The organism is Pseudoalteromonas sp. SWXJZ10B (assembly GCF_015864475.1).
Lineage (GTDB): Bacteria > Pseudomonadota > Gammaproteobacteria > Enterobacterales > Alteromonadaceae > Pseudoalteromonas > Pseudoalteromonas arctica.
Genome location: NZ_JADYXD010000006.1, coordinates 163,864 through 188,723 on the forward strand (window position 1 = coordinate 163,864; position 24,860 = coordinate 188,723).

Below are 24,860 nucleotides of genomic sequence, written 5' to 3' on the forward strand. Positions count from 1 at the left end.
TAACAAGGTTTATAATGAATACCAATAAAAATGGGCTAAAGCTCAGCTATTTAAGCGCATGCTTAGTCAGTTTGTTTAGCAGCCACGCTATGGCTGCTGAACAAACCCCAAAGGATGACAGCGTAAATAATAGCCCTATAGAAAGATTGGCAGTGATTGGCTCGCGCCAAGCTTATCAAGGCAATTTTAGCCCTTTAGAAACACCGCAATCAGAATTAAAAATAGATTTAGAAGCGCTTGAAAACGCAGGTGCTATAAATTTAAATCAAGCGCTTGATTTATCGGCATCGGTAGCGCGTCAAAATAACTTTGGCGGACTTTGGAATAGCTTTGCGCTACGCGGCTTTGTAGGCGATGAAAACTTGCCAAGTAATTACCTTGTTAATGGGTTTAATGCAGGGCGTGGTTTTGGTGGCTCACGTGATTTGTCGGGTATTGAATCGGTTGAGGTGTTAAAAGGTCCACGTGCTGCTTTATTTGGCCGTGGTGAACCTGGCGGTACAGTAAATCTCGTTACTAAGCGCCCAACGTTTGATACAAGCGGCGAGCTAAAGCTAAGCGTAGGCAGCTTTGACACCTACCGCGCTGATGTAGATTACACCACACCCCTTAGCGACGACGTAGCAATTAGACTGGTTGGTTTTTATGAAGACGCAAAAAGCTTTCGCGATACAATAGAGACAACTAAACAAGGCTTTAGCCCATCAATAACATGGAATATTAATGATAATAGCCAACTAATATATGAGCTTGAATACAGCGACCAAGAGGTCCCTTTTGATAGGGGCGTATTAGCCATAGATGGCGAACTTGGTTTAATACCAGAGAGCCGCTTTTTAGGTGAGCCAGGTGATGGCCCAATAGAGGCTGACGTACTTGGCCATCAATTAGAGTTTATTCATGACTTTAATGATAATTGGAGCGTATTGCTGGGCGCTAACTACCGTGATACTTCGCTTGAAGGGTTTGCTACCGAAACTGGTTTTGCAGTTGTTGTTGATGGTGAAGTAAATCGCTTTAGGCGCTACCGTGATTACAATGCAAAATATCAGGTATTTAGAGCCGAAGTGACAGGTAATTTAGAGGTTGCAGGGTTGGATCACCGTTTAATAATTGGTGTTGATTCTGATAAGTTCGAAAATGATCAATTTGTTCTTCGTGTACGTGGCGATCAGTATATAAATGTTTTTAATCCTGTATATGGAGCATATGAGTTACCTACGCCAACGGCCAATACCGATAAGTTAGAAGTCCAAGAGTCGTTAGGTGTATTTATACAAGACCAAATAAGCCTAACCGATAAGTTTGATGTACGTATTGGTATACGTTTTGATGACTACGAACAAACACTTAATAACCGCTTAGCTAATACTCAATCAAAGCAAAACGAATCGCGTGTTAGCCCCCAACTAGGTGTTGTGTATGAGGCGAGCGAGTTTGTATCTGTTTATGCCGCTTATGGCGAAAACTTTAGGCCTTTATCTGGCACTGATACAAATGGCGATGGGTTTGAACCAAATCAATCTACTTCAACAGAGTTGGGAGTTAAATTTACTTTAAACGATGGCGCTTTATTTGGCACTATCGCGATGTTTAAAGTAGAGCAAGACAACATGCTGGTGGTTGACGATCCCACTGCATTTACTTTTGCTGCAATAGGCGAAGCACAAAGCAAAGGCATAGAGATTGATATAAACGGTGAGCTAACGCATGATGTGAGCCTATGGTTATCGTATGCGTATGTTGATGCAACTATTGAAAACTCATTTTTTGATGCTAACTTTGGCTATACCGTTGAAGCGGGTAGTTCTTTATTAAATATTCCTAAACATCAACTTAGTTTACAGCTTGTTAAATCAGCCGAGTTATATGGCAAAGCAATTAAGTTTGGCGCAGGTTTAGTTTATGTAGATTCTCGAAACGGCTTTTTTGGTACCGATTTTGAGCTACCAAGCTATACAACAGCGCGTACTTTTATAGATGTTGATGTAACTAAGGCAATTGGCTTGCGTGCAGAGGTAGATAACCTGTTTGATGAAACCTATTACACTAACTCATTTGCTGATGCCTGGGTTCAACCTGGCACACCCAGAAGTGTAAGGCTATCTGCAACGTATAAATTTTAAACGTAAACTAAAACGATACTAACGAAAAGGCTGCTTAAATTAAGCAGCCTTTTGTTTAGTTAAAAGCTTAGTTAAAAACTTAGTTAAAAACTCGATTAAAACGGTGCATAGCCGTCGTTCGTCTTTTTAGGGTTAATCCAGCGCTGTTTAGCATCAATAGGAATGCGTGGGGCACCTTGTGCTGGCAATCGCCCGCGTTCTCCATACAACCACAAAACAAAGTTAGTTCGCTCACCACTGGTAATAGGCTTTGCTGCGTGTGCAATATTGCCACGATGTAACATGGCAGTGCCGGGCTTAAACGTAAGTGATTTAATGTCGCCTGTGTACGGGTGATAAAAGTCAACTTCTGACCCTGTAAACTCTTCGCCTGGTAAGTTTAAGTTAATATTAAGCGTTACGGCCGATGCATCGGTATGTGGGCGAATTGACGAATCTGTGTTTGGCTCATAATAAATTGAAAAACCAAACGTTTGTGTATCAAACCCCGTAACCTCCGGGAACAGCATACGCGAAATAGGGCGCATGTAAGTGTTTAGTATTTCGTTATAAAACGCTTGAAAGCTTGGCGCTGCAAAATAACCTTCTGATCGGCTATCAAGCATGGCACCACGGCGATTTAACACGATGCCATATGGTGGGCGCATAGGAATTTGCGAATTCCATACTTGTTCTAAATACCCGCGTAATACGGCAAGGCGCTCTGGATCAAAAAATTGAAATTGAAATACATCAGGCGCTACTTCGTGTAATAACGCTTTTACGGCCAGCTCTTTTGATGGATCTTCCCATGCTTGCTTTACTGCTTCACGTAGGTTTTTATCAAGTAGTGTGTCGTCAAGCGTAAACGTTGAGCCATCTATTGATGTTGTTTCCCATTCGCTCCATGCGTTTGTAATTAGGTCGGTGTTGCTATTCCAAAAATGTTGTACTGCTGGTTCACGGTAAAGCATGGCTTGGCGTGTAGGTAACTCTAGAGCACGCGCTAGCTGTAATTGATTGGCAAACATTTTGTGTAACTCCAGTTGTTGAATTTGGTTTATATCAATCTAGGAGTGCAATTTATTGCATTTGATTTAGTAGATAAACAGCCAGCTTTAGGAAACAGAATATACTATTTATTGATAATGAAGGTTTGTATACTTTTTGAAGCAGAGAAAGCTAGCTTTGTAGATATGTAAAAGGCTGCACAATATGCAGCCTTTTGTTGGTGTAATTTAAGTTGCTTAATAAATACTAGTGGGTTGCTCTGTCGCCCCAAATATCTTCTAGGCGGCTATCGCGACCACAACGCCAACGATAAGTGTTGTATCGGATTGGATTGTTTTTGTAATAATCTTGATGAAAGCTTTCCCTCCCTTTAATAGGGTAAAAGGTACTTGCGTTTAATATAGGCGTAACCACAGTTTGATTAGGAAACTCGGCTACCACAGCTGCTTTTGTTTTTTCGGCTAATTTACGTTGTTCGTCGTTTTCTACAAAAATAGCGCTTAAGTAACTCGGGCCTTTATCGCAAAACTGGCCTCTGGCATCAAAGGGATCAATATTAACCCAGTAATGATCAAGTATGCCCTTATAGCTTACTACATCCGGGTCGTAAGTGATTTCTACCGCCTCGTAATGGCCTTTATGGTTACCATTGTATGTTGGGTTTTTAAGTTTGCCACCAGTAAAGCCCGATATTACATCGGTTACACCTTCTAGTTTTTCAAAATCGCTTTCCATACACCAAAAGCAACCTCCAGCTAAAACAGCTTTTTCGGTTTTAGCTGCATGCGTAAACGTACTAAACAATATTGCGGCAGATGTTAATGCTAATGCGAGTGATTTTTTCATAAAATTATCCACCTGAGGTGTGAGTTTAAATACTTATAAAGTTAGACCCGCCAAGTGCTAATACTATTTCATTGTAGTGGCATAGTTTTAGCCGGTTAACTATTTATGGTGCAAAGTAATGTCATAAAAAGGTTTTATAAGCATCTCACTGGGAGTGAGATCACTTTTAAAGCAAGCAGTATGCTTTAATTAATTCAGTAAAATAAACGCTATTTGATACGCTGTTGTATTATGCGAGCTTGTTTATTAAAGTGGCAACATTCAAGATATAAATTAGCAGGTGATAAATGAACCAGTTAACCGAAAAATCAATAAGCTGTCCTTATTGTGGAGAAAGTATAGAAATATTACTTGATGCAGCAGATATTGATGAGCAATACATTGAAGACTGCCAAGTATGCTGTAAGCCAATTTCGTTTGTGGTATTTGAGGATGAAGATGAGTTAAATGTTAATGTATACAGTGAAGATGATACATTTTAAATTGGCATAAATTATAAAATAGGCTGCAACTCTGCAGCCTTTTTATTGTGTACGGAACTAACTAGCTATTTTGTTCGCGTGCTAGTTGGTTTGGCAAAAGCTCTTCTACTATTTCGCGCGCCGGGAGTGTGTAGCGTGTGCCGTCAAACATTACTGAGGTAAACTCGTTAATATTAGTAATGCCTGTTAAGGTCCAGCCTTCGCCGCGCTTTGGGCAATATACTGTGGTAGTGGGTTGTATTACTTTAAAATCGTCACTCATTACGTTATCTACTCTTTTTGCTTTAAAGATAATGCTTGTTAATGGGGTATGGTAAGTTAATAATGCGTGCCCATAAAGAGCTAATTTAACTAACTACTTAAATAAAATGTTTAATACCATAAAGCTTGAACGCGTTACGCTGCGTTTAATTACCCACAAACACGCTACGTGTTTATTTAATATTTTAAACCACCCGCATGTGTCAGAATTTAACGACTACGAAACACCGCTCAGCAAAACACAAATCAAACAATTAATACAAGATGATATTAGTGCCTACTACGAAGGCGAAGTGATTAGAGTTGCAATTGAACATAATACATCTGGAAAATTAATGGGTACTTGTGGGCTTTATAATTTAACGCCGTGTAAAAGTAGTGCGTTTATAGGATTTGAGCTACACCCCGACTTTTGGGATAAAGGCGTAATGTTTGAAGTAGTCACTGGTTTTATTGAAACGCTACTTAAGGATATTGCGCTTAAACATTTATCGGCTGAGGTGAGTGCACACAATGCACGTTCCCATAATTTACTTATTAAGTTAGGTTTTAGCTTAAGAGAAAATTCTATTTGGCATAAATCACTTTAACGAATGACGGCAATTATAAGTGCTTATCTTTTTTCAATCCTGAAAGGTCAACGCCTCCAAGTGTAAATAAAATACAAAAAATAACGGCTTTCTATTATAGTTAAGCGTAAGCAAATGAATTTGTTACCCGTGTTTTATTAAATATTTACGCTTAACAAGGATTTTATATGCTAGAAAAACTATCTCAAGATGCGCTTGTTATTTGGGCTACCATTGACCCAATAGGCACTATGGCGCTGTTTGCTGCGCTTACTTCTCATTTAACAGATCAACAACGTCGTAAAACAGCCTTTAAAACGGTGCTTTATGCTGGTTGCGTACTATTGGGTTCTATTTTAATAGGGCAGCTAATACTTAATGCGATGGGAATTAGGTTGGTGTCGTTTCAGTTAGGGGGCGGAATTATATTGTTTTTGTTTGGCCTGCAAATGATATTTGGAAACGATTCTAACAAAGCTAAACAAGACCCCGATCACGATATAGCAGTGTTTCCGCTAGCTATACCTGCAACGGCGACTCCTGGCGCTATTTTGGCGGTGATACTACTTACCGACAACCACATACACCCAATTACCACACAAATAGGCACAGCGCTTGTTACACTTGGTGTGTTGGGTATTACTTTAATACTGTTGCTGCTTTCGGGTAAAATAATTAAGCTTATTGGTACTGGCGGCGCGTCTATTTTAACGCGTGTGATGGGGATGATTTTAGCCGCGTTTTCGGTTGAGCTTATTATGACCGCGCTTGAAATAAAACAATGGGTTAAGCTCGATTAAATAACTCCTAAATATTTAAAGGAATGCCGCATGGCAATAAAAATAACAAAACACTATTTTATTAATTTAAGTTTAGCCGTAGTCATTTTCGCTATCGGTATTTTAGCCATACGCTATTACAACCATTATGTATCGGCCTATACAGACGTAACAATTAACTCAAGCGTGCTTAATGAGTCGCGCAAAGTGTTTATAAGATTACCCGCTAATTACAATCCTAAAAAAGCGTATCCGTTAATTATTAAAACCGATGGTAACTTTAATTTAGATACATGGGACAAAGCACTTACAAAACAAGCTAAGAGCGAAAAAGGGGATAAGGCTATATTGGTGTCTATTCCTAATTTATTTTTTACAGATACACGTAATCGCGATTTAGTGCCTCCTTATGCTCGCCAAGATGTAAATACACAAGCGCGCCCTGAGGGCGAAACACTTATAGAGCCTAATGGTGAAGCCGACAAGTTTTTAGCGTTTATTGAAACTGAGCTATTCCCGTATTTATCGGCAAAATATAAGCTTAGTAATAACCGTGTATTAAGTGGTTTTTCGGCCGGTGGCAGCTTTGTACTTTATACACTGCATACAAGGCCTGAACTGTTTAATGGCTACTTTGCATTTAGCCCAGCGGCTTGGTATGACGACATGACAGTGGTTAATAATGTAGAAGCGTTTTTAACTACTCAAGCTAACAAAGTTAAGGCGCCTACTTATTTATATCTTTCGGTGGGTGGAGCAGAGCATCCGTTAATGTTAAAAGCGTTTAATAATTTAGAGTCTGCTTTAAAAGCAAACCCCAATAATAACCTTGCGTGGCAAAGCGCTATAAACGAAGGTGCTGAGCATTCAGATAATCCACCACTCAGTGTATCAAAGGCATTAGCTGGTTATAGTGCGTTTATTAAAAAGTAGGTTAGATAGGTTTAAATGCTAACTGTATGTATATACAGTTAGCGCTGTTTTATCTATTTATGATAACGAATCAGTTTTATAGCACTTTATTTAGTTTAATATTATTAACGACTTACAAAGGGAAGTTGGTTTAAGTTATTTTTGACAGGAAATATATGCACTGTGTTTATATACAGTATGCAGCTATTGAGTTAGAATCCAGTCAGTACCTATGAGCATATACATATCTATTTGTTACTGCTTTTAATCAGCCTTACGCCTTTGTGATTAGTGATCAGCAATAAGCGGTGTAAGTACTTTGCAATTTCAATATAATTTCACCATCTTTTTACACTCTTAATGCAGTTAATATAAATTAGCTGGTGGCTTTACAGCAAAAGAACACATCATACTAAATGTTGTTCTAATGCTAAACTTAGCATTAGAGTCAAATTAAAAAAAAGTAATCAGTAAGGTAGTGCAAATAATAAAGCGGGAGGTTTAGATAAAAAAGAGCATTTATAAAAATGCTCTTTTTTAAGTTACTACTACTTTGCTTTGATAGGTTTAAAAAACAATACCAGTGCAATTATAAATGCTGAAACGCTACAAATTATAAATACGTTTTTTTCACCACCAGGTATGTACTGCATAAATGAGGTAAAAAACTGACCCGAAAATACAGCCATCGTAAAGTACGATAAGTTACGGCCGCGTACTTTCACATCGCTGAGCTCTACCGTCATATGGTTTAAAAGCGGAATACTAAAACCAAATCCTATGCCTATTAATATTGCGCCTAAAATTAAAAGTAGGGTGCTTACTTGTGTAAAACAAATATACGATAAACTAAACGCTAAAAAGGCAAATGCCAAAACCTCGGGCTCACCAAGCTTCTTTGTTATTTTAGGCATAAAGCCTGCGGTAACTACAGCCACTAAAGATATAAATGCGAGTAGTTGGCCTATTTGTGACTCATTAAAGTTTTCCTCGTTCATTGTAATGGGCAGTAACACAGTAGACGTAAAAAATATGGTCATCGCGAGTGTTGAAATTACATAAACGCTTTTTAACGAGAGGCCATTGTTAGCTTTATGGTGTAGATGTTCTGACACTTCATCGCTATTACTAGCCAGTGAGTTTTTACTTGGCACAAATAATAAAAGCATAGCCAAAAATACCCACGCTATTAAATAAAGTGAAAATGGCAGCGCCCAAAATTGCGACGCTAATAATCCGCCTAAAAATAAAAATATAACACCGCCTAACTCTATCGCCATGCCTTGTTTTGCAATCATGCCAAGGCGTGCTTCGCCTGTGTACCAAGCAGAAATTAAAACCGTACAACTTGCCATTACCACAGCAGTTATACCGCCGAGTAAAAATCGATTAGCAAATACAAGCGTTGGGCCTTTTAAAAAGTAAGCGCTGGCACCTGCAACCCCATATAAAAATAATCCAATTACTAAAAGTTTATAAGCTCCGTATTTATCTATTAATTTTCCTGCTAGCGGCGCAAAAACCACAGCGCCTAACGATGGCAACGTAATTAAAAGTACGGTGTTATCGGTTATACCTAATCCTTGTGAAATACTTACTAAACCTGGCGCAAGTAGGGTTCCCACCATAATAGTTAAGCTGGCGATACACAGTAATGTAAAGCTACCCGCTGTTTTTAACATACCCATTTTTACTCCTTAAGTTTTAAGCGATTACTTTTTAGCAAATGAATTAAAAATGCCACTTAGCAAAATAAATATAATGCTTACAGCAACAACGCCAGGCCATTGATAAAGTGCAAATGCTTTAACACCAACCATTGAGCCAACAGCGCCTCCAAGGTAATAACCCAGCATGTAAATTCCATTTATGCGACTTTGCGCAGTGGGGTCAATACTAAAAACACGCACTTGGTTAGCCACTTGCGCACTAAATATGGCAAAGTCGATTAGAATAATGCCAATAACTAACGACGCTAAACTGCCATTAAACAAACCTGTAATAGCAAAGCCGATTGCCGCAAGCGTAAGTGCAATCATAATTAGAGCTTTAGATCCCAGTTTGCTGACCCATTTACCCGATGACTTAGCCCCAATTACGCCAGCCAATGCTATTAAACCAAATAAACCAGCTTGTTGAGCGTTGTAGTTAAATGGCTCGTTACTTACATAAATGGCAAGTGTTGCCCAAAGCACATTAAATGATGCAAACCAAAATGCGCCCGAAAGTGTAAAATGCTGCAGTGATTTATGTTTAATAAACAACGCCAACATACTTTTAATGAGAGGCCAGTAACGCAAATTAGTGTGTGGCTTATTGCTAGGTAAAAACACGCGCAGTAATATACCAAATAATGCTGCGAGTACTGCCGACATTAAAAATACACTTCGCCAACCAAATTGCTCACCTACAAACCCACTTAACGTTCTTGAAAGTAAAATACCGATAGTTAAGCCCATCATTAATGTGCCTAACGTGGCACCTTTTTGCTCGCTCGATACAAGCGATGCTGCAAAGGGTATTAATTGCTGGGTTATATTGGCGCTTACACCAATTAAAAATACCGATATAAGTAATAAAGGTAAGTTAGGTGCAAGCATTGCTGCACTACAAGCCACTACTAATAAGCACGACAAAATAGTAATTAAATGCCTGCGAGCAATCGAGTCACCCAAAGGAGAAATAAATAATAACGCAAACGCGTAACCAATTTGTGTAAGCGCGGGAATACTCCCAAGCTGCGAATCAGTTAAATTAAATTCGTTCGCTATAAGCGGTAAAATAGGCTGGTTGTAGTACAAGTTTGCTGCTGTTGCTGCAATTGCAGTGGTCATTAGTAATAAAATAAATCGACTTAATGACTGATTTTGTTTGGGTTTGGTCATAGCTGTCTTGTGTTGTTAACATATAGCTATGGTATGAGTTCTTTACCTATAACAAAAATGATATTATTTTATAGAATCTATACAGATAATGTATTTAAGGTGCATGATGGATATTAAAACATTAAAAAGTTTTGTCAGCGTGGCTAAGCATCAGAGTTTTTCAGAAGCGGCCAAAGAGCTACACACCGTGCAACCTGCAATAAGTAGGCATATTGCACAGCTCGAAAGCGAGCTTGATGTTGTGCTGTTTATAAGAAACTCACGCGATGTTGCAATAACTCAAGCGGGTGAGCAGCTATTAAAAGATGCACGCGCTATTTTGGCTCTAGCTGACAAAGCTAAAACTCAGGTTAAACGTGCCCACAACGGGCAGGTAGGTACACTTAATATTGCGCACTTAAGCTCGGCATGTTTAACCTTTATGGCAGCACTGGTTCGAGAATATAAACAGCAATACCCAAGCGTGCACGTTACATTGTTTGAAATGACTGCAACTGAGCAGATACATGCGTTTAAAAATGATTTAATTGATGTGGGTTTTTCACGGCCTTTACCTGATTCAATTAATGATGAATTTGTAAGTCATACTATTTATGTAGATTCATTGGTGGCCATCGTTAATCAAAACCATGCGCTGGCAAATTATAAAAATATTGATTTAGCTAAGCTAAAAAATGAACCCTTTATTATTTTTAATAGAGAGGAAGCACTTGGTCTTTTTGATGAAACCATTTTGCAATGCAAACAAGCTCATTTTTCACCTAACATTATTAGCCAACCTAGGCATATGCAAACATTAGTTACTGAAGTGGCTGCTGGCCTTGGTGTGGCCATTGCGCCTTATTGCGTACGTAAATTATATAGTGAAGGGTGCCATTTTATAAAACTGAGCGACGTACTCACGCAAATCCCGGTGCTATTACAAATTAAAAAAGCAGATACCAATGCGGCTGTTAATGCATTTGTTGAAATAGCCTTAAATGCAAAATTGAGTATTGAAAAAAGTATGGCAGAAAAAAAGCCCAGTTAAAAAAGTTAAAAGGGCTAAAAGGGTTGTGCTTAGGGAAGTTGTAGTCGTTTTTAACTTATATTTAGAGCTTATATTTAGAGCTTATATTTAGAACTTATATTTAGAACTTATATCTAAAACCAAATGCTATACCGTCATCTTCCGACTGCTCCATTTGTGCTTGTTGATCGTCGTTATCACTTTCAAAGTCGCTAAAGTCTTTACGCGCTTCTACGTAGGCAATAGTGTCTTCGTCAATTAAGTAGTGAAGGCCAATAACAGCAAACTGACGCTTAAATACATCGTCTGGATCGGCGTTAAAGTTTGGCTGAATTACGTAGTCATCACCTGCATCAAACACGTTGTAGGCAATAAAAGGGCGAAAATCGTTATCAAAGCGGTAAGATGCAAATGTTTCTACACCTATTGCGTCATCAATTAAGCGACCAATATTATCGGTGTCGTGGTTTTTGTTTTTATTTATGTTGGCAGCAACGTAAAGGCCGGGCTTATCAATATTGCCCCACATAATGCCTGCACCGTAAATTAAATCTTCAACATTGCGAGTAGAACCATCGCCAAACGTTAAATCAAACTCGCCACGGTTAATACCCGCTGTAAGCGTGAGCATATCGGTAGGGGTATATGTTACAGATGCACCAAATGTGTAGTTAAATTCAACTTCTTGGGCTGCACTATCGCCAGAGTTCCATAGCGTTTCGCATTCTTCTTCTGAAATATCGCTTACGTCACAGGTATAAAATTCGCTGTTTTTAAGCTGCGCTTGTACTGCAAAACTAAAATCGTTATAGCTATTGCGGTACTGCACTAACTTATCGCCACGGCCAGTGCCATTTACAGCGCCATCGTCTTTGTTATAGGTGTAAACGCCAGCTGCATTACCATCCCATACAAAGCTATTATTTGTGCCATAAACTACGTCGTACCATGCACCCCATTGTTTACCAATGGTAAGTTGACCATACTTTTCGTGTGAAAGGCCTGCGTAACCTAAACGGTTATACAAAAACTCGTCCTGAATTGACTCAAAACGATTGTTATAAATTATATCGCTACTGCCTACAGGGTTTACACCCCATTCTACGAGTGCAAGGGCAGTCCAGTCTTTCTTGAGCTTTCGGGTAAAGCCAAAGTTAATGCGCGAAGTACCGTTAACAACTTCGGTTTCGTTTTGTGTGTTAATTACACGCACATCAAGATATCCACCTACTTTTAGAGTGTTTTTATCATCTTTGTATAACTCTACCGCCGAAACAGCGGGTGCTAATACAATACTTGCGCTAATCAGTGTCGCTAATTTTTTGCTCATCTTGTGTGTTGCCCTGTGTAAATTTCAGTGTTTTTACGTAGGTAAAAATTCAGGTTCGAAGATTAACAAAGCAATAAACGGCTCAAAAGTGAAAAAAAATCAACAAAATTGGACGGCAAACTTAATTGACATTCACTCGAGGTTAATTTTGTTTTTCAGGTGTTGCTGAGGTTTGTTTTTTTAGTTGTTTTGTAGGTAAAAAGGATTGGTAATAAGTGGTGTGTTAAAATTCTAATTTGAATTAATTTCATCTTGGTTAAAAAATAGCGACTAGTGCAAAAGCTCTAAAAGTGCTTTATTTTCATAAATATAACTTTTTATTGTTATAGGTTGTACAAAAATGAGTTAAGTAAACACACAAACACGTTAAAAGTGTTTTTACTCTAGGGTCTGTTGATCTTTGCGGATTGAAATTTGTTCAAACTAGGGGCTATTTAATTGCGGCGCGAAGTTTGTAACCTAGTGGGCTAAGTAAAAACCGAGCAACAAAGAGTAAATAGCCCCTAGGGAGAACCCTTTGGGCAGCGCCTGTTTGGCATTAATGCTACGTTATCGCCCATTTATGGGGAATAACCACACTGTATAGGCTCTGCCTTGCCTAAATACCAAACAGACTGCTGGAAATTCAACCTTAAAAGATCAACAGACCCTATTTATATACCAAATTCTAAACGCTCATATCGGTTTATTATGAATGTATTTATGAATTTTAATTTATCTAAGTTGAATAACAATTTGCAAAAACACTAAATCTAATTTGTTATTTTAATTACGAGTAGCTCAGTGATAATAATTGCCTTAAACGACGAGGTTTGCCTTTAAACTTTCATAGAAAAACAGGCCATTTTGGTTTAAACTGCGCGCAATTTAAATACATCATTACTCCTTTGGAGGGTAGCGCTATTATTAGTACAGCTAATGTCACCATGCAATTTGGTGCTAAACCATTATTTGAAAATATCTCAGCAAAATTTGGCGACGGAAACCGTTACGGTTTAATCGGTGCAAATGGTTGTGGTAAATCAACATTTATGAAGATTCTAAGTGGTGAGCTCGAAGCGTCTTCAGGTAATGTAAGTACTGATCCAAATGAACGTGTTGCTAAACTAAACCAAGACCAGTTTGCCTACGAAGAATACTCAGTAATTGATACTGTGATCATGGGTCACAAAGAGCTGTGGAAAATAAAACAAGAACGCGACCGCATTTACTCTTTACCAGAAATGAGTGAAGACGACGGTATGAAAGTAGCCGATCTTGAAACTGAGTTTGCTGAAATGGATGGTTACTCTGCTGAATCTAAAGCAGGCGAGCTTCTATTAGGCGTAGGTATTGGCACAGACCAACACTTTGGCCCAATGTCAGAAATTGCACCTGGTTTTAAACTACGTGTGCTACTTGCACAGGTGTTGTTTTCAGACCCAGATATAATGCTACTTGATGAGCCTACCAATAACTTGGATATTTACACCATCAAGTGGTTAGAAGACGTGTTAAACCAACGCGACTGTACCATGATAATCATCTCGCATGACCGTCACTTTTTAAACTCTGTGTGTACTCACATGGCCGACATTGACTACGGTGAGCTACGTATTTACTCAGGTAACTACGACGAATACATGTTTGCAGCAACGCAAGCACGTGAGCAACTACTTAGCGAAAACGCGAAGAAGAAAAACCAAATTGCTGAACTTCAACAGTTTGTATCACGTTTCTCTGCTAACGCATCTAAAGCTAAGCAGGCAACATCGCGCGCTAAACGTATCGACAAAATTCAGTTAGACGAAGTTAAAGCGTCTTCACGCCAAACGCCGTTTATTCGCTTCGACCAAGAAAAGCAGTTATTCAGAAACGCGCTTGAAATGAATAACTTAACGCAAGGTTTTGAGGACAATACGTTGTTTTCTGGACTTGAAGGTTTAGTAGAAGTTGGCGAACGTATTGCTATTATTGGTGAAAATGGTGTTGGTAAAACAACATTACTTAATACATTAGCAGGGCGCTTAGCTCCTAAAGCCGGTGAGTTTAAGTTCTCTGAAAACGCGAACATTGGCTACTACGCGCAAGACCACGCTGATGAGTTTGCGACCGACATGAACTTGTTTCAGTGGATGGAGCAATGGCAACAAGAAGGCGACGACGAGCAAGTGGTTCGTAGCTTCTTAGGTCGTATGTTGTTCTCTCAAAACGATATTAAAAAGTCAGTTAAAGTAATTTCAGGTGGTGAGCAAGGCCGCATGCTGTTTGGTAAAATTATGATGCATAAACCAAACATATTGCTAATGGATGAGCCAACCAACCACATGGATATGGAATCTATTGAAGCGCTTAACTTAGCACTTGAAGCCTACGAAGGCACATTAATGTTTGTATCGCACGATCGTCAATTTGTATCATCGGTAGCTACCCGAATTTGGGAAGTTAAAGATGGTAAAATCATTGACTTTAGAGGCAACTACGCAGAATACCTAGCGAGTAAAGAAGCTTAATTAGCTATTTACACGTTAACCCTAAAAAGCCATGTTTAAACATGGCTTTTTTTGTTTTTGTGGCTTTGTATTAGTCGCAATTAATATGGCTTTGGGTATAATACCCGGCTTAAACAGGACATAAGTCCGCTATTTTAAAAATACATTACTGAGGAGTATTTATGACTGTTGGCATTATTATGGGTTCTAAATCAGATTGGCCAACCATGGAACATGCAGCACTTATGCTTGAGCATTTTGGCATTAAGTACGAAACTAAAGTCGTGTCTGCACACCGCACTCCTCAATTACTTGCTGATTACGCAAGTTCAGCCGCAGAACGCGGTATTAAAGTTATTATTGCTGGCGCTGGCGGCGCGGCTCATTTACCAGGTATGGCTGCTGCTTTTACGTCGCTTCCTGTACTGGGCGTGCCTGTAAAATCAAAAGCATTAAATGGTGTTGATTCACTTTTATCTATTTGCCAAATGCCTAAAGGCGTTGCAGTGGGCACACTTGCAATTGGTGAGCCGGGCGCAGCAAACGCAGGTTTACTAGCCGCACAAATTTTAGGGTGTCAAAATCCAGAAATTTTTGCAAAAATTGAAGCGTTTCGTAAAGCTCAAACCGATACTATATTAGCTAATCCAAACCCTGCAGAGTAATAATGAATATTTTAATATTAGGTGCAGGGCAACTTGCACGTATGATGAGCCTTGCAGGCGCGCCACTTAATTTAAACGTAGTGGCGTACGATGTAGGCAGCAAGCAAATTATGCACCCGCTAACTGGCGAGGTTTATACCACATCACTTGAGCAAGCAATATCAAACGCAGATGCAATTACTGCAGAGTTTGAGCACATTCCTGATGACGTACTAACACTTTGCTGCAACAGCAATAAGTTTTACCCAGGAAAAGCCGCGATTAAAACCGGTGGCGATCGCTCGCTTGAAAAGGCATTGCTAGATAAAACAAACGTAACTTGTGCGCCGTACCAATTAATTACTGAAAAAGCGCATTTAGAACTTGCCGTTAAAACCCTAGGTAAGCCACTTGTTATTAAAACATGCCAAGCGGGTTACGATGGAAAAGGCCAATGGCGTTTAAAATCGGATAGTCAAATAGACGAAATTTGGTCACAAATGTCTGATTTTATTGCATCGGGCACCGAGCTTGCGCCACATACAATTATTGCAGAAAAAATGATCCCGTTTGATCGTGAAGTATCTATTATTGGTGCGCGCGATAAACACGGTAACGTTGCTATTTATCCGCTAACAGAAAACGAGCACACAAATGGTGTATTAACGCTTTCTATTGCTGGTAAAAATAATCACAGCGTTGAAGCGCAAGCAAACGATGCATTTACAAAAATAGCAAACGAGCTTAACTACGTTGGCGTATTAGCTATTGAGTTTTTTGATGTACAAGGTACGTTACTCGTTAACGAAATTGCACCGCGCGTACATAACTCAGGCCACTGGACGCAACAAGGCTGCCATTGCTCACAGTTTGAAAACCACATGCGTGCTGTTGCAGGTTTACCGCTTGGTAATACAGAGCTTAAACACATTACCGCGATGATAAACGTACTAGGGCAACCTAATATTCCAGCTGACGTACTAAAATACGCAGATGTGACTAGCCATTGGTACGGTAAAACTGCAAAACCAGGTCGTAAAATGGGCCATATAAACGTATCAGCCACTAGCATGAACGACCTAGCAGATAAATTAGGTGAGCTTACTGAATATTTACCTGAGCAAGACTACCCAGGTATTTTAAAAGCGGCAGCTAATTTAATCCTTCATTAAACGGCTAAATACTCGTTTTATTAAATGCCGAGCTTGCTCGGCTTTTTTATGTTTAAAAAAGGCGCGTGGATACCCAGTTTGTGAAATAATGATTGAGTCTAAAATTTTACAGTGAAATTATTTAATGAAACTTAAAGCAATTTATAGCGCACTACTTGTTGCCGCTTCTTTTAGTACTTTTTTTAGTAACAGTGCATTTGCATCAGACTCTCTTCGTGTTGCTACATTTAATGTAAGTATGGATGCAACTAATCACACGCCTAAAGGTGAGCAAATTAAAAGTGATGCTTTAGTTAACGCACTTAAAGCAAACCACCAGCAAATTAAAAACATAGCCGAAATTATTCAACGTGTTCGCCCTGACATTATTTTACTTAACGAATTTGATTACATCCCAAAAGAGCAGGGCATTGAATACTTTAATAAACATTTTTTAAATGTAGGTCAGCAAAAACAAAAGGCTATTAACTATCCTTACTCTTATATAGCCCCGGTAAATACAGGCCTAGCTACCGAGTTTGATTTAGATAATGATGGCAAAAAAAATGGCGTGATGGGCGATGCACAAGGCTTTGGTTTTTTTGAAGGCCATTATGGTATGGCTATTTTGTCAAAATACCCAATCGATTTTGATAAAGTAAGAACTCTTCAAACCTTTAAATATAAAGACATGCCAAATGCACTAATGCCAGTGATGCCTAAAACAGGCGAAAACTGGTATAACGCGCAAGAATGGCAAGCACTTAGGCTCAGCTCTAAATCATTTTGGGATTTACCTATTACCGTAAATGATAAAACCATTCATGTTATTGCATCTCACCCAACACCGCCTGTATTTGATAGCGAAGAGGACAGGAATGGCAAGCGTAACCACGATGAAGTAAGGCTAATTGCCGACTATGTATCAAACGCCAAGTATATTTACGATGATAAAGGCCAAAAAGGCGGATTAAAAACTTACTCTCGTTTTGTTATTTTAGGCGATTTAAATGCCGCACCAGAGGGCGATAAAGCGCGTACAAATACCACCGACCAACTGCTTAAAAACCCACTTATTAACGCTCAATTTGTTCCAAAAAGTGAAGGCGCTAAAGAGCAATACGATGTACCTTATGCACAAAATTACAGTGCTAATTGGCAAGCGCGTGTTGATTACGTACTACCGTCAAACTATGGCTTAAAAATTAAAGACGGTGGGGTGTTTTGGCCAACTAAAACCAGCGATGAATATCGTTTAATTAAGGACAGAAACGCATCGAGCGATCACCGTATGGTGTGGCTTGATTTAATAGTTGAATAGCGTCCACTAATAAAGGGGGCGTTAGTAAACTGAGCTTTACCCTGTTTAATGGCTATTTATCTTAAAAAATTGCAATAACTTGAGTGCTTCTGCTTAAATACGGCTTAATTATAATAACCGTATAGAAGCACTATGATTTTTAATTTTTCTTCATCTAAAACGTTAGTGGCCTTAGCTGTTGCCTCAAGTGTAATGCTTGCAGGTTGTAGCGCTACTGCTAACACCTCTTCAACACAGCAAAGTGTATTACCAGCAACTAAGATTGCTGCGGTTGTAAACACACCAGCAGATATCGGCTCACAAAAAATAACGCTAGAACAAGCAATGGCCGATCCAGATTGGATGGGTAATCAGCCAGAGAGTGCTTACTGGGCTAGCGATTCGGCTACTATTATTTATGCTCAAAAAGAGCAAGGTAATACACTACGCGATTTATTTAGCCAATCGGTTACTAGCCAAACAGCAGAGCAAGTAGCACTTAATAAGCTTCATACTGTGGGTTCAAATAAAGCTGTTTATTCAAAAAATAAAACAATGGCGGCCTACACGTTTAAAGGCAATGTATTTGTTAAAAACCTAAAAACGGGTGAACTTAAACAAATTACAGCGACATCAGCAAGCGAGTCTAAACCACAATTTTTAAACAATGGCGATTTAGTTTATCGCCAAGGCAATGTATTTTTTAAAGTTGATTTAAAAACAGGTTTAACGAGCGAGCTTGCTAACTTAAAGCTTGCCGATGAGCCTAAAGGCATTGAAGAGCCAAGCACTTATATTGCTAAAGAGCAGCATAAACTGATTAAATTTGTGGCGCTTCAGCAAAAAAACAAAAAAGATAAGCAAGCGCGCAGTGAGCAAATTAATGAACAAAACGATTCAATTGCTAACACGGCTTATTACTTAGGTGACGGTAATAAAGTATCTGAGGCACAACTTTCGCCAAATGGTGATGCGCTGTTAGTTGTTGTACAAAAGCAAACAGATTGGCGTGGTGAGGGCGATATTATGCCTAACTACATTACAAATGACGCCACTATAGAGCCTAAAAAAGCACGCCGCCGTGTAGCCGATGCTAAAGAAGAAACCTCAAAGCTTGTGTACATCAATTTAACTAATAAAGAGCAAACATCACTTAGCTTTAATACCTTACCGGGTTTTGATGAAGATGTTTTAGCCGCAGTTAAAAAAGAAAATTATGCACGTGATGGTAAAACATATAAGTCTAAAAAGGCGCCTCGTGGCATTAACCTTATTATGGACTGGGGTTTTGAGCAAAGCCCAATAGTATGGAACGATGACGGGTCACAAGTTGCTATCATGCTTGAAGCCTGGGACAACAAAGATCGTTGGCTTGCAACTGTAGATTTTAAAAACAACAAACTTGTTTCGCAGCACCGCCTACATGACGATGCATGGATTGCTTATGCATTTAATGACTTTGGTTGGTTGCATAACTCAAACACGCTTTATTATCTATCGGAAGAGTCGGGTTATAGCCAGCTTTATAAAAAACCAGTAAATGGTAAAGCAACTGCGCTAACACAAGGCCAATTTGAGGTTTCTAATTTAACGCTTACCAGCGACGACAGCGCTATTTATTATAAAGCGAATGTTGAGCACCCAGGTCTTTACGAAATTTACCGTGTTAACCCGCAAACAGGTAAGAGTGAGCAAGTTACTGACTTAAATGGCATGACTGACTACACGTTAAGCCCTGATGAAACCAAGTTACTGCTTAAGCACTCTACAATTACCATGCCTAATGAGCTTTACGTAGCAGATGCACAAGCCAATACAAAAGCCACGCGCTTAACCCATACTGTGTCGGATGAATTTTTAGCTAAAAAGCTAACTGCACCTAAAATTGTTGCCGTGCCATCGAGCCATACTGATCAACCTATATACGCTAAAGTGTACTACCCAGCTGATTACGTAGAGGGTGAAGTAGGCAAAAACCGTAAAGCGGTTATTTTTAATCACGGCGCAGGCTACTTACAAAATTCACACATGGGCTTTTCGGTTTATTTTCGTGAATTTATGTTTCATTCATTATTAGCTGACGAAGGCTATATAGTAATGGACATGGATTACCGTGCGTCTAAAGGTTACGGACGTGACTGGCGTACTGCGATTTATCGTCAAATGGGCACACCTGAAACACAAGATTTAGCCGATGGTGTTAAATGGATGGCTCAAAATGCCAATGTTGATACTAAAGCAGTCGGTACTTATGGCGGCTCTTACGGTGGCTTTATGACCTTTATGGCCTTATTTACCGCGCCAGAGTTATTTCAATCGGGTGCAGCACTTCGCCCTGTTACCGATTGGGCGCACTACAACACAGGTTACACGGCTAATATATTAAACCATCCTGATGTTGACCCGATTGCCTATGAACGTAGCTCGCCAATTTACTATGCTGAGGGTTTAAACAAGCGTTTATTAATTAACTCACCTATGGTTGACGATAACGTGTTTTTTCAAGATTCAGTACGTTTAGTACAGCGCTTAATCGAGCTGGAAAAGCAAAACTTTGAAACAGCGATATTCCCAGTTGAACCACATGGCTTTGTACAGCCTTCAAGCTGGTTAGACGAATACCGACGTATTCATAAATTATTTAAAGAAACGCTTTAATTCTTAAAATAAAGTATAAAAACAAAAACGCTGCGTTAGTTTAATAAACTAACGCAGCGTTTTTATTGTATGAGCAATAGCTTATGCGCTATTTTTGCTTTTTTAAGAGCTCTATAGCCAGTGGTATGGCAAGTAGAGTCCCGCCAATTACACCAATTAAATGTGCATCAATGGCCACAGTGGAGTTAATAAGTTTTCCTATATCGGCATTTGGGCCGCTAAATTGCTCAAACGCTATTTTAATCCATACGCCTATAAATAATAAATAACCCGACTTAAGCCCTACAGTTATATCTTTAACTGCCCCCCAAATAATTACACCATGCAGTAGAGCACTTAATCCGGTGTAAATATGTATGCTTGGGCAAAACCAATACACGCCGAGTCCACACCAAAGTGCTAGCGCAGTTGTATTAAAAGCGTAGCGAGTAGGGGATGTGTATTCGCCATGTAGTAACCATATTAGTAAAATACCACTGGCATTTAGTCCCAAATGAGCCCAATTAGCATGAACAAATTGGCTAGAAAAGATTCGCCACAGTTCGCCTTCATCAATTAGGCTTCGGTTAAATTCAAGTAAATTATTTAAATCAAATGCAGCAAAAATGGTACTAAATAGCAGCAGAATAATAGGCGGTAATATATAACGTGGTTGAATAGGTAAATTAAGCATTTTATTATATTTTTTTAGTCAAAATTTTTGCATATTGTGCCCGTTTAACTTTAAGATGCCAAATACAACTACGTAATTAAGTGTTTTTAGTATTTTTATGCATTTTAAACTTAACTCATTATTTGCCATTGGACTGTGCGCAGTATCACTGCCTTCATTTGCACAGCAAGCAACTCAAATTGAAACTCGCGAACCTGAAGCCGCTACTGGATTAATCCATAAAAAAGTGGTGCAAGGTGATAAATACATGGTTGCTGCTGCAAATCCATATGCCTCAAGAGCCGGTCAACAAATTTTAGCCCAAGGCGGCAGTGCCGTAGATGCTGCCATTGCTACTCAACTAGTGCTTACTTTAGTTGAACCGCAATCGTCAGGTATTGGCGGTGGTACATTTATGATGTACTACAACAAAGCAAACAATAAGCTGACTAGTTTTGATGGCCGCGAAACAGCACCTGCAAATGCAGACGAAACGCTGTTTTTAGATAAGCATGGTAAAGCCGTTAAATGGATTGAAGCTGTAGTAGGCGGACGCTCTGTTGGTGTGCCTGGTATTTTACATGCCTTTGCAAGCGCGCATAAACAATACGGTACCTTGCCGTGGGAAGAACTTTTTAAACCAGCTATTGAACTTGCAGAGCAAGGCTTTGTAATTTCGCCGCGTTTACATGGCTTATTAGCACGCCAGTTAAACCCAGGCGTATTGAGTATGCCGATTATTAACGAATACTTTTACCCAAATGGTAAATTAATCGAAGCGGGTAGCGTTAAAAAGAATCAACCACTTGCTGATTTATACAAAGACATTGCAAAGCAGGGCATTGATGCATTTTACAAAGGCGAAAACGCTAAACAAATGGTTAATGCTGTACAGCACTCTAAAGTTGCCCCTGGTAAATTAAGTGTGGAAGATTTAGCAGATTACAAAAGTAAAGAACGTGATGCGGTATGTATACAATACCGTGCTTATAACGTGTGTTCTATGGCGCCACCAAGTAGTGGCGGTGTAGCAGTACTACAAATGCTTGGCCTACTTGAGCATAAAGATATGAGCGCACTTAAACCAAATGGCGAAAAGGCGATTCATTACTTTAGCCAAGCTTCGCGTATTGCATTTGCCGATCGCGATATGTACATGGGCGATCCCGATTTCACTCAAGTACCTACAAAAGAGCTTTTAAATAAAGATTACATTGCCTCACGCGCTAAATTAATTACCGAAACAGACCAAAAAGCCGTAGCCGGTAATCCAGTAGGGTACTTAAGTTATGCAATGGATGATTCATACGAGTTACCTTCTACTTCGCATGTCTCTATTGTAGATAGTAAAGGTAATGCAGTTTCGATGACCAGTTCAATTGAGATGGCGTTTGGCTCTACGGTTATGGTTAACGGCTTTATTTTAAATAACCAACTAACTGACTTTTCGTTATCGCCACGTAAAAACGGCAAGCTTGTAGCAAACCGTGTAGAGCCTGGTAAACGCCCGCGTAGCTCTATGTCACCGGTAATGGTATTTAATAAAGATGGCAGCTTACGTTTAATTGTAGGCTCACCTGGTGGTAGTCGTATCATAGATTACGTTGCACAAGTTGTTGTGGGTGTTATTGACTGGAATTTATCAGCGCAAGACGCCATTAACTTACCGCGTACAACAAATCGTAACGATTACACCAGCCTTGAAAAAGGCACAGCCATAGAAGCTATTGCGCCTGCGCTTACTAAACGCGGCCACAATGTACGTATTATTGATTTAAACTCAGGCTTACACGCAGTTGAAGTTAAAAATAATACCTTATATGGCGGAGCTGATCCGCGCCGTGAAGGTGTTGCGTTATCTGATTTAACTGATAATAACGCCACTATACAATTTTAAATTATGTATAATATGCTTGCGGGCAGTGAAGCCCGCATGTGTTTTCTCTCAATGGTCTGACTAGCTTAATTGTCGTTGCAATTAAACCTTTAATACTGATAATGACAGATCATAACTTAAGACTCCGTTAAAGCCTGGAAATATGACAACTAATACTGATCCTAACTACTTATATATTCATCATTCTGGCCCTGGCCTAATTGAAACACCGCTATTAAATAAAGGCAGTGCCTTTAGTAAAAAAGAACGCGAAAATTTCAATCTTGCTGGTTTACTTCCTCCTCGCTTTGAAACAATAGAAGAGCAAGTTGAGCGTTGTTATCAGCAGTATTCTAGCTTTACCGACAACCTTAATAAGCATATTTACTTACGTGCGATTCAAGATAACAACGAAACACTTTACTACCGTTTAGTGCGTGATCATCTCGAAGAAATGATGCCAATCATTTACACGCCTACAGTTGGGGATGCTTGTGAAAAATTCTCAGACATTTATCGCAGCGCACGTGGCTTATTTATTTCGTATGAAGATCGTTACCAAATTGACGACATTTTACGCAACGCTACCAAAGGTAAAGTAAAAGTGATTGTTGTAACTGATGGCGAGCGTATTTTAGGCCTAGGCGATCAGGGTATTGGTGGCATGGGTATCCCAATTGGTAAATTGTCACTTTACACTGCGTGTGGTGGTATAAGCCCAGCATACACATTGCCTGTAATGCTTGATGTGGGTACTAATAACGAAAAGCTTTTAAACGATCCTATGTACATGGGTGCACGCCATAAGCGTATTGCTCAAGACGAATACGATGAGTTTTTAGATTTATTCATTAAAGCGGTTAAACGTCGCTGGCCAAATGTATTACTTCAGTTTGAAGATTTTGCACAACCAAATGCAATGCCGTTACTTAAGCGCTACCGCAATGAAATTTGTAGCTTTAACGATGACATTCAAGGTACTGCGGCTGTAACGGTCGGTTCTTTACTTGCTGCGTGTCGTGTTAAAAATTCAACCCTAAGCCAACAAAAAGTAGTTTTTGTGGGTGCAGGTTCTGCTGGTTGTGGTATTGCTGAGCAAATTATTAGCCAAATGGTTTTTGAAGGTATTACAGAAGCTCAAGCGCGTAGCCAAGTATTTATGGTTGACCGTTTTGGCCTACTTTCAGAGGGTATGGAAGGCTTACGCGATTTCCAACAAGCACTTGCACAACCGCAAGGCTCGTTAAGTGATTGGACTTACAGCGGTGAATACGCATCACTTCTTGATGTTATGCACTGTGCACAACCAGACATTTTAATTGGTGTTTCAGGCCAACCTGGTTTGTTTACTGAGCAGGCTATTCGTGCAATGCACGCCGGTTGTGAACAGCCAATTATTTTCCCATTGAGTAATCCATCTAAGCAGGTAGAAGCGCATCCTGCTGATGTGATTAAGTGGACTGACGGTAAGGCGCTTGTTGCAACAGGTAGCCCGTTTGATCCGGTTGAACACAACGGTGAAATTTTCCCAATCCCACAATGTAACAATAGCTATATTTTTCCTGGTATTGGTTTAGGGGTTATTGCCGCTAAAGCAACACGCATTACAGATGCTATGTTAAGTGTGTCTAGCGAAATGCTTGCAGAGTCGTCGCCGCGTGCAAACACAGGTAAAGGCAGTTTATTACCAGCCTTAACTGAAATTGAAACGCTAAGTAAGCGTATTGCATTTGCCATTGCTAAAAAAGCAATCGAAGAGGGCGTTGCTCTTGAGATTACTGATGATGCGTTATGGGCAGCAATCGACAAAAATTACTGGTTACCAAAATACCGTAACTATAAACGTTGTAGTGTTTAATTAGGTTTATACGTAATTAAAAATAAATAACGTTGTAGGCACAGTTACAACGCTTAACAAA

The 24,860-nt window shown here is 39.4% G+C and carries 20 protein-coding genes; 13 read left to right on the top strand and 7 right to left on the bottom strand.

The annotated features are described in order from the left end of the window. Nucleotides 1–14: 14 nt before the first annotated feature. Complete coding sequence (locus I6F54_RS07965) at nt 15–2,126, top strand: TonB-dependent siderophore receptor (protein WP_197140658.1); 2,112 nt, start codon at nt 15–17, stop codon at nt 2,124–2,126. A gap of 95 nt (nt 2,127–2,221) precedes the next feature. Here the strand turns inward: I6F54_RS07965 and I6F54_RS07970 are convergent, their stop codons facing one another. After that, nucleotides 2,222–3,136: a 2OG-Fe(II) oxygenase family protein gene (locus I6F54_RS07970; RefSeq protein ID WP_197140660.1), complete on the bottom strand. Its 915-nt coding sequence runs from the start codon at nt 3,134–3,136 to the stop codon at nt 2,222–2,224. 226 nt (nt 3,137–3,362) lie between these two features. Continuing rightward, nucleotides 3,363–3,962, bottom strand: a complete 600-nt coding sequence (gene msrA / locus I6F54_RS07975) for a peptide-methionine (S)-S-oxide reductase MsrA (RefSeq protein WP_166420300.1) — start codon at nt 3,960–3,962, stop codon at nt 3,363–3,365. Nucleotides 3,963–4,249: 287 nt separating this feature from the next. On the opposite strand from msrA, the gene I6F54_RS07980 reads away from it, so the two are divergent. Beyond that, nucleotides 4,250–4,444 carry a CPXCG motif-containing cysteine-rich protein gene (locus I6F54_RS07980; RefSeq protein ID WP_166420301.1) on the top strand — a complete coding sequence of 65 codons (195 nt, stop codon included), beginning with the start codon at nt 4,250–4,252 and terminating at the stop codon, nt 4,442–4,444. A gap of 61 nt (nt 4,445–4,505) precedes the next feature. On the opposite strand, the gene I6F54_RS07985 is transcribed toward I6F54_RS07980, so the two are convergent. Continuing rightward, nucleotides 4,506–4,706 (bottom strand): hypothetical protein, encoded by a 201-nt coding sequence (locus I6F54_RS07985; protein ID WP_002962626.1) that lies wholly within the window; start codon nt 4,704–4,706, stop codon nt 4,506–4,508. A 106-nt stretch (nt 4,707–4,812) separates the two neighbouring features. On the opposite strand from I6F54_RS07985, the gene I6F54_RS07990 reads away from it, so the two are divergent. The 3 genes from I6F54_RS07990 to I6F54_RS08000 all read left to right on the top strand — a co-directional run bounded on the left by I6F54_RS07990 (nt 4,813) and on the right by I6F54_RS08000 (nt 6,986). Continuing rightward, nucleotides 4,813–5,295, top strand: coding sequence for a GNAT family N-acetyltransferase (locus I6F54_RS07990; RefSeq protein WP_197119842.1), 483 nt, complete (start codon nt 4,813–4,815; stop codon nt 5,293–5,295). Nucleotides 5,296–5,462: 167 nt separating this feature from the next. After that, the gene (locus tag I6F54_RS07995; protein ID WP_024593948.1) at nt 5,463–6,074 is read left to right on the top strand and encodes a MarC family protein; all 612 of its coding nucleotides are present in this window, start codon (nt 5,463–5,465) and stop codon (nt 6,072–6,074) included. 30 nt (nt 6,075–6,104) lie between these two features. Further along, entirely contained in the window at nt 6,105–6,986 is an 882-nt protein-coding gene (locus tag I6F54_RS08000; RefSeq protein WP_010552777.1) for an alpha/beta hydrolase, read from the top strand. A gap of 527 nt (nt 6,987–7,513) precedes the next feature. On the opposite strand, the gene I6F54_RS08005 is transcribed toward I6F54_RS08000, so the two are convergent. Beyond that, the gene (locus I6F54_RS08005) at nt 7,514–8,653 is read right to left on the bottom strand and encodes an MFS transporter (protein ID WP_197140662.1); all 1,140 of its coding nucleotides are present in this window, start codon (nt 8,651–8,653) and stop codon (nt 7,514–7,516) included. A 24-nt stretch (nt 8,654–8,677) separates the two neighbouring features. Then, nucleotides 8,678–9,850, bottom strand: a complete 1,173-nt coding sequence (locus tag I6F54_RS08010; protein ID WP_197140664.1) for an MFS transporter — start codon at nt 9,848–9,850, stop codon at nt 8,678–8,680. Between the two features lie 106 nt (nt 9,851–9,956). Between I6F54_RS08010 and I6F54_RS08015 the strand changes: the two genes are divergently transcribed. Next, nucleotides 9,957–10,880: a LysR family transcriptional regulator gene (locus I6F54_RS08015; protein WP_197140666.1), complete on the top strand. Its 924-nt coding sequence runs from the start codon at nt 9,957–9,959 to the stop codon at nt 10,878–10,880. Between the two features lie 100 nt (nt 10,881–10,980). Here I6F54_RS08015 and I6F54_RS08020 read toward each other — a convergent pair whose 3' ends face one another. Beyond that, nucleotides 10,981–12,189 carry a porin gene (locus I6F54_RS08020; protein WP_010552780.1) on the bottom strand — a complete coding sequence of 403 codons (1,209 nt, stop codon included), beginning with the start codon at nt 12,187–12,189 and terminating at the stop codon, nt 10,981–10,983. Nucleotides 12,190–13,091: 902 nt separating this feature from the next. Between I6F54_RS08020 and I6F54_RS08025 the strand changes: the two genes are divergently transcribed. The 5 genes from I6F54_RS08025 (at nt 13,092) to I6F54_RS08045 (ending at nt 20,413) form a co-directional block, all read left to right on the top strand. Then, nucleotides 13,092–14,681, top strand: a complete 1,590-nt coding sequence (locus I6F54_RS08025; RefSeq protein ID WP_076916407.1) for an ABC-F family ATPase — start codon at nt 13,092–13,094, stop codon at nt 14,679–14,681. A 161-nt stretch (nt 14,682–14,842) separates the two neighbouring features. Then, nucleotides 14,843–15,325: a 5-(carboxyamino)imidazole ribonucleotide mutase gene (purE, locus tag I6F54_RS08030; protein ID WP_002962540.1), complete on the top strand. Its 483-nt coding sequence runs from the start codon at nt 14,843–14,845 to the stop codon at nt 15,323–15,325. Between the two features lie 2 nt (nt 15,326–15,327). After that, the gene (locus tag I6F54_RS08035; RefSeq protein WP_197140668.1) at nt 15,328–16,476 is read left to right on the top strand and encodes a 5-(carboxyamino)imidazole ribonucleotide synthase; all 1,149 of its coding nucleotides are present in this window, start codon (nt 15,328–15,330) and stop codon (nt 16,474–16,476) included. A 124-nt stretch (nt 16,477–16,600) separates the two neighbouring features. Continuing rightward, nucleotides 16,601–17,776 (top strand): endonuclease/exonuclease/phosphatase family protein, encoded by a 1,176-nt coding sequence (locus I6F54_RS08040; protein WP_197140670.1) that lies wholly within the window; start codon nt 16,601–16,603, stop codon nt 17,774–17,776. 132 nt (nt 17,777–17,908) lie between these two features. After that, a complete protein-coding gene (locus I6F54_RS08045; protein ID WP_197140672.1) occupies nt 17,909–20,413 on the top strand; it encodes a S9 family peptidase in 2,505 nt (834 codons plus the stop codon). 88 nt (nt 20,414–20,501) lie between these two features. On the opposite strand, the gene rrtA is transcribed toward I6F54_RS08045, so the two are convergent. Further along, nucleotides 20,502–21,086: a rhombosortase gene (gene rrtA, locus I6F54_RS08050; RefSeq protein ID WP_197140674.1), complete on the bottom strand. Its 585-nt coding sequence runs from the start codon at nt 21,084–21,086 to the stop codon at nt 20,502–20,504. A gap of 97 nt (nt 21,087–21,183) precedes the next feature. Here rrtA and ggt point away from each other — a divergent pair, with 97 nt between their 5' ends. Both ggt and I6F54_RS08060 read left to right on the top strand, forming a co-directional pair. After that, nucleotides 21,184–22,962, top strand: coding sequence for a gamma-glutamyltransferase (gene ggt / locus I6F54_RS08055; RefSeq protein ID WP_197140676.1), 1,779 nt, complete (start codon nt 21,184–21,186; stop codon nt 22,960–22,962). Nucleotides 22,963–23,104: 142 nt separating this feature from the next. Continuing rightward, nucleotides 23,105–24,799, top strand: a complete 1,695-nt coding sequence (locus tag I6F54_RS08060) for an NAD-dependent malic enzyme (protein WP_007586692.1) — start codon at nt 23,105–23,107, stop codon at nt 24,797–24,799. Nucleotides 24,800–24,860: the final 61 nt, after the last annotated feature.